The sequence below is a fragment of the Paenibacillus sp. J2R1T-4 genome (assembly GCF_059692235.1).
This window is the reverse complement of sequence record NZ_JCAUBA010000002.1, coordinates 84,578-99,319: the sequence shown is the minus strand read 5'-3', so window position 1 is coordinate 99,319 and position 14,742 is coordinate 84,578. Positions and strand designations below refer to the sequence as shown.

Here is a 14,742-nt window from a genome sequence, read left to right as displayed (position 1 = left end):
ACGACACCTCCTGCATTATGGGCAAACTATTGTGAAACAAATGAAGCCAATAAACAACCTCTATACCCATTGTACAAATAAAAAAAGCAGGCTATGCCTGCTAGCCTGCAATTCTAATATTAATCATCTGTATTAACAATGCCATAGCTCGTAATTATAGATGCTTTGCCTCGAACCTTCACGGCTGAAGTATGTTCCGTGAATTGAGCGATCATAACCTCACCCTTGTCCAGCTTCTCCGTATGATGAAAGCGGGTATCATGTCCTCTTGTAAGTCCGATTACGTGTACTCCGTTTTCCTTGGCCTTAATAATAAAATAGTCTCCTTGAACCGAATCCATCTGTACACCCCATTATTCACAATTTCTGTTAGGTTCATCATGTCGTAAAAGCAGTCCGCTGTCAACTGGACACTTGCATGAGCTCGTCTATAAATCGAAAAAGAAGACACCGATCAGCGGTGCCTTCTTCTCCCATATCGGAGTAACACGATTCGAACGTGCGACCTCACCCACCCCAAGGGTGCGCGCTACCAGGCTGCGCCATACCCCGACAGCAGACCAACGTAAGCACATTATAAATTAACGTTGAAAGGTTGGCAATCCTCTTTTAAGCATTATTATAAAAACTTGATTATGGATATAGCAGAACCTTGGCAACCTTCCCCGGATCAGATATTAATAAGTCATACCACTTGCATGCTTCTTCGAAAGGAGCTTTAACAACCCATTCGTCTTTCATCGTTACCCTGCCGTCTGCTATCCATTGAAGGGCAGTCTTAAAGTTGCTGGCCGAGTAAGCAAATGCTCCGACGCATACAATTTCACTGCGAATAATATGGTTGATCGGTAAAGAGGATTCTGCTTCATGAAGACCTGTCAGAATTACTTTCCCCCCAAAAGCGACGCACTCGATACATTGTGTGCGCGTAACACCAGCACCTACAGCATCCACGGCAACAGCTACACCAACTCCACTCGTAAGACGACGTACTTCTTCCTTAACGTCGACCTCTGCGGCATGTAATGGAATTGCACCTAACTCAGCAGCTATAGCAAGCCTCTGGGGATTGCGATCAACGGCGATGATATGTTTTACGCCGTGCGCTTGCATCGCTTGCAAAGCGAACAGTCCGATCGGTCCCAGACCAACAATTAACACATGATGATCCGGCAATACTTCAGCCAATTCGGCCGCGCGTACTCCACATGCCATCGGTTCAACGAATGTACCTTGCTCGAAAGTAACATGATCAGGTAAAACGTATACGAATCTTGCTGGAATCTTAACAAACTGAGCGTTACTGCCAGGTAAAGCTGCACTTAAAAGCTTCCGTTCCACGCACAGCTGTTGCTTGCCGCGCAGACAAGGATCACATGTACCACATGTGACCAGCGGATTAGCTGTTACACGAGCTCCGACCGCAAGCCGTGTAACCTTGCTTCCAATCTCAGCAATTGTTCCTGCGAATTCATGACCAAATATCATCGGAGGCTTCCTGAGCGAGTTATGTCCCAAATAACCGCTAAGCTCTGATCCGCAAATGCCTGAGTAGACGACTTCAATCAGTACTTCGTCCTCTTGCAGCAGCGGGCGTTCTACCTCTCGCACGTTCATGAGTTTAGGTCCCTCATAGATCAATGCCCTCATATTCGTTCCCCCTTTTTGTTATTATTCGTAATACCAAAACTAATTGCGAAATATCAAAATTATCGACATTAATGTACCACGGCATGTATCTTCCGTCAATGCAAAACGTTCTTTGTCCCGGAAAATCAAAAATGCCGCACTGGGCGGCATTCGCAATTAATTATGTGTCATACCCTCGAGGACAACGGCTGTGCCAATCCCATGCCGTTTGGATGATCGTCCGCAAGTCCGCATAACGCGGCTGCCACCCGAGCTCTTGCCTAGCTTTGTCTGATGAGGCTATAAGTACAGCTGGATCACCTGCTCTGCGAGGCGCGGCTACTGCCGGAATAGGATGTCCGGTCACTTGACGGGCCACCTCTATGACTTCCCTAACGGTGAACCCGGTTCCATTACCTAGGTTATAAACCCCGCTTTTGCCGCTCTCCCGCAAATATTTCAACGCTAACCAGTGTGCATTGGCCAAATCCATGACGTGTATATAATCGCGCACACATGTGCCATCCTCAGTTGGATAATCTTCCCCGAACATGGTGATGTGTTCGCGCTGACCAAGCGGAACTTGCAAAATAAGCGGTATAAGATGAGATTCGGGTTTGTGGTCCTCGCCGATCGTGCTGTCCGGATACGCGCCTGCAGCATTGAAATATCGCAGAGATACGGACTTGATTCCGTAAGCCCGGTCACACCAACGGAATAGACGCTCCATAGCTAGCTTTGTCTCACCATAAGGACTGGTGGGCTCGGTTGCGTCATTCTCTTCAATCGGCACTCGCTTAGGCTCTCCGTAGGTAGCTGCTGTTGAGGAGAAGACTATGCGTTTCACATTATGCCGTTGCATGGCAGAGATTAGGGAATGTGCCCCAAGTAAATTGTTGTCGTAATACTCGAGAGGTTTATCCACACTTTCTCCCACCAGAGAAGAAGCTGCAAAGTGGATGACGGCTTCAATATCGTGGGTTGAAAATAATTGATCTAATAAAGCAGCGTCACGAATATCCCCTTCTATGAAAGAAGCTTCCTTGCTAATGGACTCCCTATGCCCTGTAATCAGACTATCAATGACAACTACTTCTTCGCCTTGCGCCAGTAACTCTTTTACGGCATGACTTCCTATATATCCGGCTCCGCCAGTTACCAAGATTGACAAGTAAATCCCTCCTTAAGCATTTACGAAGTAAATGCACTTCATAGCGAAGCTCCATAAACTAAGCATTTACGAAGTAAATGCACCTCGTAAGAATATTCGGAACCTAAACGTAAATCTCTTTGGCACCATCGCCAATATCGCATACATAGAATGACGGCGTCAAGCCCGTTTTCTGTGTATATTGATCGCTAACGATCCTTTTGAAGGATTCTACCGCATCCTCACGAACAAGACTAACATTACAACCGCCAAATCCGGCTCCTGTCATCCGTGTTCCTATACAGCCATCCACTTCCCTCGCAACGGCGTACAGTGTATCCAGCTCGAGTCCTGTTACTTCATACAAGTCTCTTAATGATTCATGCGACTGATTCATTAGAGAACCAAAAGTCGACAGATCGTGATTGGATAAACTCGTCCTCGCCCTAATTACTCTGTCGTCTTCGCATACAACGTGCTCCACCCGATTTCGGATTACCGGATCTTCAATCAGTTGCTTAACTTGCTCCCAAGCTTCTACCGACAATTCTCCGAGACTAGCTAACTCTGGCAAAGTCTGACGTATAATGGCAAGTCCATCCTCGCATTGCTGTCTTCTCTCGTTATATTTGGAGTCCGCCAGACCTCTCCGTTTATTCGTATTCGTAATGATAAGCTTATAGCCGTCAATAATTAAAGGAACATACTGATAGTCGAGTGTATCACACTTCAACATGATCGCATGACCTTGCTTCCCCATCCCGACGGCAAACTGGTCCATTATCCCGCAATTTACACCAATAAAACGGTTCTCAGCGCGCTGCGCAAGCTTAACCATCTCAATCCTAGGCAGTTCAACGCCCGCCAAACTCGTTAGCGCCAAAGCAGTCGCCAACTCAATGGACGCGGAAGATGATAGACCGGCCCCATTGGGCACATCGCCCCAGAATACAAGATCAGCACCAGAGTATGCGGCTGCACCTGATTCTCCGCTAACCTTCAACAACTCAACTAGAACACCTTTCGGATAATTAGCCCAATCGTCTTCCTTCCTGTATTCGAGCTCAGAGCGATGGCATTCTGCTTCAGCCGTGAATTGTAAAGATCTGAACCGATACACTCCATCTGTTCTCGGTGCGCATGCAACATAAGTGCCAAATGTTAATGCAGCCGGGAACACATACCCTCCATTGTAATCGGTATGCTCACCGATCAGATTAACACGCCCAGGGGCAAAAAAAACTCGGACCTCTGAATTCTCCCCGAAGTATCGCTTAAACCCAGCATGTACTTCTTTGACACCTTGCGAAGCTTGTTCTTGGCTCATGAAAGTCGCCCCTCCTTGAATAAAAATCGTTGATACGCCTCTTTTAATCTGGGGGCGGTCTCTTCCACAGCCGCCGTATTCGCAGCGGCCCAAGCTCCCATCTCAGACGATGCATACCATTTGATCTTGTCTTTCTCGCGAAGCGGCGGGTAGAATTCTATATGGAATCGATAGTAGTCGTCCACATTCTCCCCGTTTGTTGGGCGCTGATGAATGACCATCATATAGGGAAACAGCTTATCGAACAGTTGATCCATTGCACCTGTCGTATCTTTCAAGATCGAGGCCAAGCCAAGCTTTTCTTCGGCTGTGAAGTCAGTTAACGCTGTCTTCTGAGCCTTACTTACGATGAAGACCCCGTATGGATAATCCGTGAAAAACGGAATATAACTCAAGAAATGCTCATTCTCCACAATAATTCTATGCCCAAACTCGATTTCTTCCCGGTTCATATCTCCGAATAAGTTGGTTCCATTCTGATCGTAATGCTTCTTGCTATTATCAAGCTCTGTTCGTATCTTAAGCGGCACGTGGGGATAAGCATAGATTTGGCCATGCGGGTGAGGCATTGTTACCCCACATTCTTCCCCACGATTCTCGAAAATCATCACATATTTATTCAAAGGATCTTTCTCCATCTCAGCAAAACGTTCCGTCCACAGATCGACTAGCTTGCCAATGTGCTCAACCGATAGTTCAGGAAGCGTCTTATTATGCTCAGGCGAATACAGGATAACCTCACATTTACCATACGATTTGGCCGTCTTGTACAGCGATGTTGCGACTGGATCGGGTTCTGGAGGATTCGGGCTGAGCGCTGGAAAATCGTTTTTATACATCAACACATCATACTCATCAGGTACTTTTCCTGAACCTGGACAAAAAGGACAATAATCTTTCGGCATATGGGGACGGTTCGCTCTATTGGAAGCTACCATTACCCAATCTCCTAACAACGGGTTGAAACGCAACTCTGCCATAGTTATCCTCCTTTTATGTCACTTTATTAATTATTTTAATTAAGATTTCCTTCATTTTACTTGGTTTTGGTCTTTTTTTCAATAATAAATAGATTGCTCCAATAAACTTTTTTCGTTATTCTAATTAAGTATAGGATGGACAGGAATATCTCTATGAAAAGGAGTGTGCTTATGAATCCCCCGATAACCGGTAATTTCCAATGGATGAAATCGTTGAACCGCTCTATTGTGTTAAACAAAATTCGTGAAGACGGCCCTATCTCTCGTGCCGAAATTGCCAAGCGCACTTCCCTAACGCCACCAACAGTAACTCATATAGTTAGCGAACTAATTGCAGAGAACTTTGTTATTGAAGGGGAGATCGGGGCTTCCAGTGGCGGACGCAAACCAATCCCGCTTATGATCAATGCAACTGCTTATTATTGCATCGGGATCGACGTTGGAGTAACAACAGTCAAATCTGTCGTCTCTGATCTCAATGCGAATCTCATCCATCAGGAGAAGAAGTCCATGCCCGCTAGGCTGAGCAGCGAATCTTTGCTTCAGCTATTGAACGAAACCGTATACCGGCTCATGGAGGTTTGCAAGCTTAAGAAGTCGTCCATTCTTGGGATTGGCGTCGCCATGCACGGGATGGTCAATCCAGTCGAGGGGATCTCCTTGTTCGCACCCAACTTAGGACTGCGTAATGTATCGATCCGGGCTTATCTGGAACAGTCAACTGAGATTCCCGTTTATGTGGAAAATGATGCTGCAGCCATGGCATTAGGAGAGTTATGGTTCGGCGGCGGTCAGCAGCTCCAACATTTCATTTGTGTCAATATCGGTGAGGGTGTTGGTGCTGGAATCGTCCTGCAAGGCAGCTTATATCGAGGAAACCGTTTCTCTGCCGGTGAGATTGGTCACACAACCGTTGACCTTAACGGGCCAAGATGCAGCTGCGGCAATTATGGCTGCCTTCAGACATTAGTATCTGGTCCTGCCATTGCAGACCGAATTCGGAAGCATATTGCCATGGGCGGTTCAAGCCTCGTGGAGGGGATGGTGAATGGAGTTCTTGATCATATTACGGGTGAAATGGTCTATGAAGCCGCCCTTCAAGGAGACACTGCCGCACGAGAAACATTCCGTCAAACAGGCCAACTTCTGGGCATTAGTCTGACCAATCTGATCCATACACTGAATCCGCAAAAAATAATTCTCGGAGGCGGTGTCGCGCAGTCTGCTGAGTTTCTATTGGAATCCGTCCATCTAGCTGTTCATAGCCGAGCGCTTGAATCCACTCTTGACCAGTTGAGCATCGAGGTATCCCCCTTGGGTGAGTTGGCAACAGCCATTGGCGCTGTAACCATTGTCCTTTCCACTCTTTTCTCACCTCAACCTTACCATTCTGCAAATTGAAAAACGCTCCAGCTATTAATTATAGCCAGAGCGTTTTTATAAGTATGTGCATGACTTCTTATGTTCGGATTAAATCTATTGAGCGGCGCATACGTCACGCAACGATTTTCCTGGTTTGAATGCAGGCACTTTGCTTGCTGCGATTTCAATTTCTTCACCAGTTTGCGGGTTACGACCTTTACGAGCGGAACGCTCGCGAACTTCGAAGTTACCGAATCCAACTAATTGGACTTTATCGCCGGATTGCATTGCCTCAGTGATTGCCTCGAATACGGCATCAACTGCCTTCGTCACATCTTTCTTTGAAAGATCTGTCGACTCTGACACTTTTGCGATCAATTCGGATTTATTCATGCCTTTCACCTCCCCCCCATGAGTGATAATTCCTTTATTCTTCTGTGTTCACCGTTTTTGCAGAATTTATACATGGTGGTGTAAAACGACCTGTACTCGTAATACCCAATGAAATAAAAATACGACCAACATTAATCTTAAAGCAAAGACATCTCAATTACAAGCGGACTTTATACCTAAAACAACCAGAAAAAAGAGCACTCCCCAGAGTGCCCTCATTACTTATAGAATAATTGCGATTAGCCCGCCTGAACCTTCGTTAATGATACGCCCAAGCGTCTCTTGAAGCTTATAGCGCGCATTGTCCGGCATCATGGCCAACTTGCCCTGAATTCCTTCTCGTACAATGGAATGCAGGGAGCGTCCGAAAATATCGGATTCCCATATCTTGAGCGGATTTTCTTCAAAATCCTGCATCAAGTAACGAACCAGCTCTTCACTCTGCTTCTCCGTACCAATGATTGGCGCGAACTCAGATTCAACATCGACTCGAATCATATGAATGGAAGGCGCTGTAGCCTTCAATCTCACACCGAATCTGGAGCCTTGTCGGATTAGCTCAGGTTCATCCAGAGACATGTCCTCGAGACTCGGCGGGGCAATTCCATAACCGGTCGTCTTCACCATCTCGAGCGATTCTGCGAATCGATCATATTCTCGCTTCGCATGGGTGAATTCCTGCATGAGCTGCAACAGGTGATCCTTACCGCGAATTTCAACCCCTACTACTTCCACCAGAATCTGATCATACAATTCATCAGGAGCGTACAAGTCAATCTCAGCGACTCCTTGACCCATGTCCATTCCAGCTAGCGCTGCGCGCTCGATGAAGTCGTACGTATCGAAATGACTGACGACCCGATCCACGTCTCGCAGGCGGCGAATATCCTTGACTGTATCACGTACAGAGCTTTCAAAGTAGGAACGCAGCCAGTGCTTCTCATCCAGCACCATAACCCAGCTAGGCAGGTTGACGTTCACTTCGTGAACAGGGAATTCGTACAGCACCTCACGCATGACTTGAAGGATATCGTCCTCGTTCATATTGGCTACACTAAGTGCCATGACGGGAATGTCATATTTCGCATTAAGCTGGTTACGGAGCTCCAGGGTTTCCACACTAGTCGGCCGGGTCGAGTTCACAATCAGAATGAAAGGCTTCCCGACTTCTTTAAGTTCATTGATGACCCTTTCCTCTGCATCCACATAGGATGATCTTGGAATCTCAGCAATGGAACCGTCCGTGGTAATGACTACTCCAAGCGTGGAATGCTCTTGAATCACCTTGCGTGTCCCGATTTCAGCAGCTTCCTGGAATGGAATCGGTTCATCGAACCATGGAGTGTTGATCATCCGCGGGCCATTGTCATCCTCGTAGCCCTTGGCCCCTTCCACAGCATACCCGACACAATCCACAACCCTTATGTTTACATTTAATCCTTCGGCCACTTGAAGCTTCACAGCATTGTTTGGCACGAATTTCGGTTCGGTTGTCATAATCGTCTTGCCTGCAGCGCTTTGCGGCAACTCATCCGTTGCCCTGACCCGCTCTGCTTCGTTCTGAATGTTCGGCAGCACCAGCGTCTCCATGAAACGTTTAATAAACGTCGATTTGCCTGTACGGACCGCGCCAACAACCCCCAGGTAAATATCTCCGCCAGTGCGTTCTGCGATGTCCTTGAAAATATCCACTTTCTCCAATTTAATCCCTCCCAACAGGATGATGAATGAAGCAAGTGCCGCGATACTTATGACGGATGCTGCGATGGCAGGCCTCGTATGCGACAAAACTCGTACATGCTTTCAGACTAGTAAAAAATATATGTACGAGGCTCAAAAATATGACAGTATAGCTACTATTTTTTTCTCTAGTAATTTGGAGTGCTGTGTTACCACCCCTTTTCAACGCGTGCTACACTGCACCAATATATGTATTGACGAGTCCTTATATTCGAAAATACCAAATAAACCCTTCACGCCATCTGGCTGAAGGGTCTAATGATTCATTCAGGAGCTATTCGGAGAGAACAGGCTGTCCGCTTTTCCAGTAATAGGGAAAAGATTTGGCCGGCACAAAAGGGGCTTCTTTTACTAAAATCGTCCTTAGGTCCGTACTAGAATCCAACGTAGAGGAAAGCCCCTTGTCTGTAATAAACTTCATAATATCGGGCGCATAATCAATCAGAACCTGCCCAGACTCATGGATTGCAAAACTTAAATATTGACGTGAGTAGCGGCTCTCTGCCTGCGCTTGCTTCATTCCTAATTTGCCAAAGTCTAGCTGATAGAAATGAGGAGCTACCTCAGCCCCTAACGGCAGCAGTCCTTGGTTGGATGCTTTAAAGGTGTCGACTTGCTTCTGAATATCTCCTATCTGTTGATATGTCAAAAGGTCAATCAATCGAACCTCTGGTTTGACATCCGGATTAACGAGCACAAAGATGAAGTTTCCACCATTCTCATATGCGACACCTGGCAGTTGAGTGATGTATTGTCCTTCCTTCAGCTTCCTCATATCAAGCACGTATTTCTCATATAACGGGGTATTATGATCAAAATTCTTAATAGGAAGCACGCCCGTTCGCTGCTTATAGGTGTCTACAGCATTCTGAACAAGCAATATGCTTTCTCTTATGGACGCTTGGCTATCACTTTTCATCTCATCGGGGTACAAGCATCCGGTCAAAAAGGTTGCCAGGCAACCGAGAAGCACAACCAATCGAATGCTGCGTTTTTTTACCTTTACCATAAATCATCCTCCTGCTGTTTGGCCAATTGCGCTCGAACCGCAGCACGAAGCGGATCCTCTGGCACTTCAACCGTTAACTCACCAGTAACACGCGCTTGACAGGCGAGTCGAATATTGTCGGAAGCCAAATCCCCTAGTTTGCGCGCTTCATTCTCAGTCATCGGTTGGAGGTTAGCAGACGGTTGTACCGTAACTTTGCACATTAAACATGAAGCATTCCCGCCACATCGTGAACGAATCTGTATACGTGCTTTTCCAGCAGCATCCAATATCGTTGTACCAGGTCTAACAGCAATCTTCTTGTTGTTCGGCAGAAACGTAATCTCCACTATCATGCTCCTCCCTCCCGAACGAGCTCTGGCAAAATAGTCTGGATGGTGCCCAGATAAGGCTCTCCAATTTGATTGCGCTTAAGCAGTTGGCGCCAAACCGGGATATGGGTGTAGACATCTTTACTTATTACATCCGCAATCGCGATATATCGGTCCGGCCGATCACGGAGCACATTAAATACAAGCTCATGGATTAAGGGCATGATGCGCACCACCAGTCCATTGATCTGAACCGCTTGAGCATAATCTGACATAAAATGAGTCACTTCTACTTCATAAACAGCTGTGCCGCGGTCCACTATAAGACTACCTACAAGCTCAACAGGAGTTCCGCATATAGTGTAATGACTTAATAAGGAGCGGTAAATACCAGTCTCGCTGTCAACAGGTGTGTCTGTTGAAAAAAGTTGTAAAGCATCGTGAATCACACTGATTCGTGTACGATCTGCATAGATATCAAGGTCACGAGGTTCGGCTTCAAGCTGTACTCCTTGCCAAAGCAAGCCTGTGCTTCCGCCAACAAGCCAACTGCATGGCACCTTCGCTAACGTCTCGTGAATAAGCTGTACGGTTGGTTGAATTCGCTCAATGAACAGCATGGGATTAGAAATAGGTCTTCAACGACACGGATATGTCTCCGTCTCGTCTTACCTCCGCTTGACATCCCAAGCGGTATCCTTGTTCGATTTCTTCCGGCTCCAATCGGCTATATTCCGCCTCATTAGGTTCACTGAGAGCTTCTGCGCCAGCTGACACGAAGCAGCGGCATCGGGCACAGGTTCCTCTTGTGCAGGAGAAACCCCAGTCAACATTATGCTTCAACGCATGGTCTAGAATGGTCAGGCCTTTCTCTGGTTGTACGGTTGCCACCTTAGACCGTCCTTTTAGCTCCAACATTTATGGTCCCCCCCGGTGGTTATGTTAGTTCTTCTCTGTGGAATTCTCCGTTATAAGATAGATAATAGCATGTACACGATAGAAATAAGCAGCAGCAGGAAGGCCACAATGGAAACGACTACCCGAAAAAAACCTTTAAGCTTGACGCGGGCAAACGTGATCAGAAAGGAAGCAGCAATCATTAGTCCCATCCCCATGAAAGAAGCCCACATTTTAGTCATACTATCCATTTTATTAATCACCCGACTTACCAAGTATTCGGTTATCATATCGATCCGTCGTCTAAGAAAACCTAAGGCTGATTATAACATTCCTTGTTTCGTTTGTGAAACGACAGGAAAAAGTGTCAAAAGTTCGCAACAAAAAAGCATAAGCAGCAGGGGAACATGCGCTTATGCCTGATTATCTATTATTTTTTCCCCATCATTAGTTTCATTAACGATTCCATGCTGTTCGGATTGACGCCGCTTTTTTGCACCGCATGCACGATTTCATTAATCGTCGTTTCCGATACTGGAATGTTGACCATACCGGACACTTGCTTGATCAACTGTCTAAGCTGCCTTTCGCTTTGCACGGTGGAAGGCTTCACGCCGCTCGCAAGCTTCTGTATATCTTTTTCACTCACATTTTTGCCTGTTCTTTTCTTGATCGAATTAAGTACGTCTTTCGACATATCTTTGCCGCTCATTCCAACCCTCCTCCAACCTTACTTACGGTATTGTATGAGGGTCTTGCATAGTATGTATAGGCTTCTGTCCTGCGAGCTTATATAAATTTCTGCGGGTCGATAATGGCCTGCTCCATCTCATGGGTCCGATCTCTTCCCATCAAATCTTCGACGGCGGATTGTGGAGACTTGGACTCGAAAAGGACTTTATACAGCTGTTCGGTAATGGGCATATCCACTTCATAAGATTCGGATAAGGCATATGCCGCTTGAGTTGTCTTGACACCTTCAACGACCATCCCCATCGTATCCAACACCTCTTGAAGCTCCTTGCCTTGTCCAAGCATATAGCCTGCCCGCCAATTCCGGCTGTGCTGACTTGTACAAGTAACTACTAAATCACCAACGCCAGATAAACCAGAGAACGTCAGCGGGTTAGCCCCCATCGTAATGCCAAGTCTTGATATTTCGGCCAGCCCTCTAGTTAGGAGTGCTGCCTTGGCATTATCTCCAAAGCCCAAACCATCTGACAATCCAGCTCCAAGCGCGATAATATTCTTAAGCGCTCCTGCTACTTCTACCCCTGTAACATCAGGGTTCGTATATACACGAAAGTAAGAATTAATGAACAAATCCTGAGCGTGTTCAGCTGCCTCCTGATTCCCAGCAGCGACGACAATAGTCGTCGGACAACGTCGGATCACTTCCTCCGCGTGGCTTGGCCCCGATAACACAACGATACACTTGGGATCGATCTGAGGAAGCTCTTCAGCAAGGACATCCGTCATACGCTTCAAAGACTGAGCTTCAAACCCTTTGGTTGCATGAATAATAGTTGCCAGCTTAGGAATATATGGACTGGCCATTCTGGCCACTTCCCTCATACTCGAGGAAGTCGCCGCGAACAGCACGGCATCCGCACCGGAGAGTGCTTCCTCCACGTTTGTCGTAGCTTGAATACGACCCGACAGCACAACATCCTTCGTATATTTCCGATTCGTATGCTCCGAATTGATCTCTTGCGCCTGAACAGCATTCCTGGTCCAGATCCGCACGTCAATCCCGTTGTCTGCTAACACTGATGCAAGCGCAGTACCCCAGCTTCCTGCTACCAGAACAGCTACTCGCCGATTGTTCATGAATGATTCCTCCTCAAGCATTTGCGGAGCAAATGCACTTCGAAAGCTAAACTATAAGCAAAATGCGGAGTTTACTTGGTCATATGTGTTTGTGAGCGGTCTTTTTTGGCGCCCAGTTTATTCTCTTTACCTTGAATCAGTTTCACAATATTCGAACGATGACGGATAAAGGCAAACAAAGCGATCAAAAGACTAGCCCATATAACTTCATAAGGTCTGTTCATCACGATCAAGAGAATAGGCAGTAGCCCTGTCAACACAAGTGAACCTAATGAAACATAACGAGTTAAGGCAATACAAATGATAGCAATAATACCCGCGTATAAGACAGGAAGAAAGCAAAGGGTAGCAGCAACACCAACCGTGGTAGCGATCCCTTTGCCTCCTTTGAAATTGAAAAATACAGGCCAGTTATGACCTACAATCGCAGCTAGTCCTGCTAGAACAGGCACCCATAAGTTATCCCCGCCGAGCGCCCCGGCAATCCATACAGCGACTACTCCCTTTGCTGCATCCAGCAGAAGGACGAGAATACCTGGCCCGACGCCAAGGACACGCAATGTATTCGTTGCCCCTGCATTCCCGCTGCCGTGCTTGCGAATATCGATTCCTTTAGCCAGCTTGCCGTATAAGAAACTGAAGCTGATCGATCCTAGTAAATATCCAATTAATATAGACAGTGCCAAATGCACAATCTCTCTCCCCTATTCATCATCAGATTTCCTTCGTGTGAACAATCGCAGCGGAGTTCCGGCAAAGCTAAAGGCAGCACGAATCTTATTCTCCAAATAGCGCTCATAGGAGAAATGCATAAGCTCAGGATCATTAACGAAGAACACAATTGTTGGCGGTTTAACCGAAACCTGAGTGACATAGTTAAGACGCAATCTGCGGCCCTTGTCAGTTGGAGGCGGGTTAATCGCTATTGCATCCGCAATAACATCGTTCAATAGGTGGGTTTGCACACGCATAGCATGAGCCTCGCCAACTTCGACCACTTGTGGTAGAAGACGCTGCAGCCTTTGCTTCGTCTTAGCTGAGACGAATATGATCGGAGCATAAGACATGAACAAGAAATGGTCGCGAATCTTCTGCGTGAATTGCTGCATGGTCTTGTCGTTCTTCTCTACAACATCCCACTTATTCACCACGAATACAGCTGCTTTTCCCGCTTCATGGGCGTATCCAGCAATATGCTTGTCCTGCTCAATAATGCCTTCTTCACCGTTAATAACGACGAGTACCACGTCTGCCCGTTCAATCGCTTTCATCGCTCGCATGACACTGTACTTCTCTGTTGTTTCGTACACCTTGCCGCGCTTACGCATTCCTGCAGTATCAATCAGAACGAACTTCTGATCGTCCACTACAAACGGAGTATCAATAGCGTCTCGTGTCGTACCCGCAATTTCGCTTACTATGACACGTTCTTCACCCAATATAGCATTTACGAGCGAAGATTTCCCTACATTCGGACGGCCTATTAATGCTACTTTGATCGTATCCTCACCGTACTCTTCTTCTTGCTTGTCAGGGAGCTTGCTAACAACCAGCTCTAGCAAATCACCAATACCAATACCGTGCGATCCAGATATACTGATAGGGTCTCCGAAGCCAAGGGAGTAAAATTCATAGATGTCCTCTTGCCGCTTCAAATTATCAACCTTATTAACCGCAAGCACTATCGGTTTCTTCGCCCGATACAGCATCTTCGCTACTTCATCATCCGCTGCTGTAACTCCGTCCTTCGCGTCCACCATAAAGATGATCGCATCTGCTTCTTCAATAGCCAGCTCTGCCTGCATGCGAACAGATTTAAGAATCTCGTCTTCTCCGTCGATTTCAATACCGCCTGTATCTATAATACTGAAGGAAGTGCCCATCCATTCCCCAATTCCGTATAAACGATCTCGAGTAATACCAGGCTTATCTTCAACAATGGCCAGTCGGTCACCGACTATTCGATTAAATATCGTCGACTTCCCAACATTCGGGCGGCCCACAATGGCGACGATAGGTCTTGCCATTTGACGCTCAACTCCCATACTTTCGATTTCTCACCGCTTAACATCATAGCAAAAAAGAAGACAATTGGCTAATCCTTTTCCCTCAGT

17 protein-coding genes and 1 tRNA gene are annotated in these 14,742 nt (G+C 46.6%); 1 reads left to right on the top strand and 17 read right to left on the bottom strand.

The features are described from left to right. Positions 1-119 precede the first annotated feature (119 nt). From mtrB to galT, 6 genes are all read right to left on the bottom strand, one after another. A complete protein-coding gene (mtrB, locus tag AC58QD_RS04030) occupies positions 120-341 on the bottom strand; it encodes a trp RNA-binding attenuation protein MtrB (protein WP_497330287.1) in 222 nt (73 codons plus the stop codon). A 137-nt stretch (positions 342-478) separates the two neighbouring features. Beyond that, positions 479-552: transfer RNA gene (locus AC58QD_RS04025), tRNA-Pro, on the bottom strand. Between the two features lie 81 nt (positions 553-633). Beyond that, positions 634-1,650: a zinc-dependent alcohol dehydrogenase gene (locus AC58QD_RS04020; RefSeq protein WP_497330285.1), complete on the bottom strand. Its 1,017-nt coding sequence runs from the start codon at positions 1,648-1,650 to the stop codon at positions 634-636. Between the two features lie 160 nt (positions 1,651-1,810). After that, on the bottom strand, positions 1,811-2,800 hold the full coding sequence (gene galE, locus AC58QD_RS04015; protein ID WP_497330283.1) for a UDP-glucose 4-epimerase GalE: 990 nt from the start codon (positions 2,798-2,800) through the stop codon (positions 1,811-1,813). A gap of 103 nt (positions 2,801-2,903) precedes the next feature. Continuing rightward, positions 2,904-4,106, bottom strand: a complete 1,203-nt coding sequence (locus tag AC58QD_RS04010) for a galactokinase (RefSeq protein ID WP_497330281.1) — start codon at positions 4,104-4,106, stop codon at positions 2,904-2,906. Next, entirely contained in the window at positions 4,103-5,086 is a 984-nt protein-coding gene (galT, locus tag AC58QD_RS04005) for a galactose-1-phosphate uridylyltransferase (protein ID WP_497330279.1), read from the bottom strand. Before galT ends, AC58QD_RS04010 begins: the two co-directional genes overlap by 4 nt. A 171-nt stretch (positions 5,087-5,257) precedes the next feature. On the opposite strand from galT, the gene AC58QD_RS04000 reads away from it, so the two are divergent. Next, positions 5,258-6,487: an ROK family transcriptional regulator gene (locus AC58QD_RS04000; RefSeq protein WP_497330277.1), complete on the top strand. Its 1,230-nt coding sequence runs from the start codon at positions 5,258-5,260 to the stop codon at positions 6,485-6,487. A gap of 75 nt (positions 6,488-6,562) precedes the next feature. Here AC58QD_RS04000 and AC58QD_RS03995 read toward each other — a convergent pair whose 3' ends face one another. The 11 genes from AC58QD_RS03995 to der form a co-directional block, all read right to left on the bottom strand. After that, positions 6,563-6,841, bottom strand: a complete 279-nt coding sequence (locus tag AC58QD_RS03995) for an HU family DNA-binding protein (RefSeq protein ID WP_497330275.1) — start codon at positions 6,839-6,841, stop codon at positions 6,563-6,565. A gap of 222 nt (positions 6,842-7,063) precedes the next feature. After that, on the bottom strand, positions 7,064-8,542 hold the full coding sequence (gene spoIVA / locus AC58QD_RS03990) for a stage IV sporulation protein A (protein ID WP_497331381.1): 1,479 nt from the start codon (positions 8,540-8,542) through the stop codon (positions 7,064-7,066). 313 nt (positions 8,543-8,855) lie between these two features. Further along, complete coding sequence (locus AC58QD_RS03985; protein ID WP_497330273.1) at positions 8,856-9,590, bottom strand: YphF family lipoprotein; 735 nt, start codon at positions 9,588-9,590, stop codon at positions 8,856-8,858. After that, positions 9,584-9,925, bottom strand: a complete 342-nt coding sequence (locus tag AC58QD_RS03980) for a 2Fe-2S iron-sulfur cluster-binding protein (protein WP_497330271.1) — start codon at positions 9,923-9,925, stop codon at positions 9,584-9,586. The genes AC58QD_RS03985 and AC58QD_RS03980 overlap by 7 nt, the downstream gene beginning before the upstream one ends. After that, a complete protein-coding gene (locus AC58QD_RS03975; RefSeq protein ID WP_497330269.1) occupies positions 9,922-10,521 on the bottom strand; it encodes a nucleotidyltransferase family protein in 600 nt (199 codons plus the stop codon). Before AC58QD_RS03975 ends, AC58QD_RS03980 begins: the two co-directional genes overlap by 4 nt. Positions 10,522-10,525: 4 nt before the next feature. Then, positions 10,526-10,819 carry a 2Fe-2S iron-sulfur cluster-binding protein gene (locus AC58QD_RS03970; protein WP_497330267.1) on the bottom strand — a complete coding sequence of 98 codons (294 nt, stop codon included), beginning with the start codon at positions 10,817-10,819 and terminating at the stop codon, positions 10,526-10,528. 50 nt (positions 10,820-10,869) lie between these two features. Then, a complete protein-coding gene (locus AC58QD_RS03965; protein WP_497330265.1) occupies positions 10,870-11,049 on the bottom strand; it encodes a DUF2768 family protein in 180 nt (59 codons plus the stop codon). Between the two features lie 179 nt (positions 11,050-11,228). Further along, entirely contained in the window at positions 11,229-11,510 is a 282-nt protein-coding gene (locus AC58QD_RS03960; RefSeq protein WP_497330263.1) for a stage VI sporulation protein F, read from the bottom strand. 77 nt (positions 11,511-11,587) lie between these two features. Then, positions 11,588-12,628 carry an NAD(P)H-dependent glycerol-3-phosphate dehydrogenase gene (locus tag AC58QD_RS03955; RefSeq protein ID WP_497330261.1) on the bottom strand — a complete coding sequence of 347 codons (1,041 nt, stop codon included), beginning with the start codon at positions 12,626-12,628 and terminating at the stop codon, positions 11,588-11,590. Positions 12,629-12,699: 71 nt separating this feature from the next. Further along, the gene (plsY, locus tag AC58QD_RS03950; RefSeq protein WP_497331379.1) at positions 12,700-13,323 is read right to left on the bottom strand and encodes a glycerol-3-phosphate 1-O-acyltransferase PlsY; all 624 of its coding nucleotides are present in this window, start codon (positions 13,321-13,323) and stop codon (positions 12,700-12,702) included. Between the two features lie 9 nt (positions 13,324-13,332). Continuing rightward, positions 13,333-14,655 (bottom strand): ribosome biogenesis GTPase Der, encoded by a 1,323-nt coding sequence (gene der / locus AC58QD_RS03945; RefSeq protein WP_497330259.1) that lies wholly within the window; start codon positions 14,653-14,655, stop codon positions 13,333-13,335. Between the last annotated feature and the right edge of the window lie 87 nt (positions 14,656-14,742).

Coding starts and splice junctions, on each gene's coding strand:
- mtrB (WP_497330287.1), bottom strand. CDS start 341: ATGGATTCGGTTCAAGGAGACTATTTTATTATTAAGGCCAAGGAAAAC.
- AC58QD_RS04020 (WP_497330285.1), bottom strand. CDS start 1,650: ATGAGGGCATTGATCTATGAGGGACCTAAACTCATGAACGTGCGAGAG.
- AC58QD_RS04010 (WP_497330281.1), bottom strand. CDS start 4,106: ATGAGCCAAGAACAAGCTTCGCAAGGTGTCAAAGAAGTACATGCTGGG.
- galT (WP_497330279.1), bottom strand. CDS start 5,086: ATGGCAGAGTTGCGTTTCAACCCGTTGTTAGGAGATTGGGTAATGGTA.
- AC58QD_RS04000 (WP_497330277.1), top strand. CDS start 5,258: ATGAATCCCCCGATAACCGGTAATTTCCAATGGATGAAATCGTTGAAC.
- AC58QD_RS03995 (WP_497330275.1), bottom strand. CDS start 6,841: ATGAATAAATCCGAATTGATCGCAAAAGTGTCAGAGTCGACAGATCTT.
- AC58QD_RS03985 (WP_497330273.1), bottom strand. CDS start 9,590: ATGGTAAAGGTAAAAAAACGCAGCATTCGATTGGTTGTGCTTCTCGGT.
- AC58QD_RS03980 (WP_497330271.1), bottom strand. CDS start 9,925: ATGATAGTGGAGATTACGTTTCTGCCGAACAACAAGAAGATTGCTGTT.
- AC58QD_RS03975 (WP_497330269.1), bottom strand. CDS start 10,521: ATGCTGTTCATTGAGCGAATTCAACCAACCGTACAGCTTATTCACGAG.
- AC58QD_RS03970 (WP_497330267.1), bottom strand. CDS start 10,819: ATGTTGGAGCTAAAAGGACGGTCTAAGGTGGCAACCGTACAACCAGAG.
- AC58QD_RS03965 (WP_497330265.1), bottom strand. CDS start 11,049: ATGGATAGTATGACTAAAATGTGGGCTTCTTTCATGGGGATGGGACTA.
- AC58QD_RS03960 (WP_497330263.1), bottom strand. CDS start 11,510: ATGAGCGGCAAAGATATGTCGAAAGACGTACTTAATTCGATCAAGAAA.
- AC58QD_RS03955 (WP_497330261.1), bottom strand. CDS start 12,628: ATGAACAATCGGCGAGTAGCTGTTCTGGTAGCAGGAAGCTGGGGTACT.
- der (WP_497330259.1), bottom strand. CDS start 14,655: ATGGCAAGACCTATCGTCGCCATTGTGGGCCGCCCGAATGTTGGGAAG.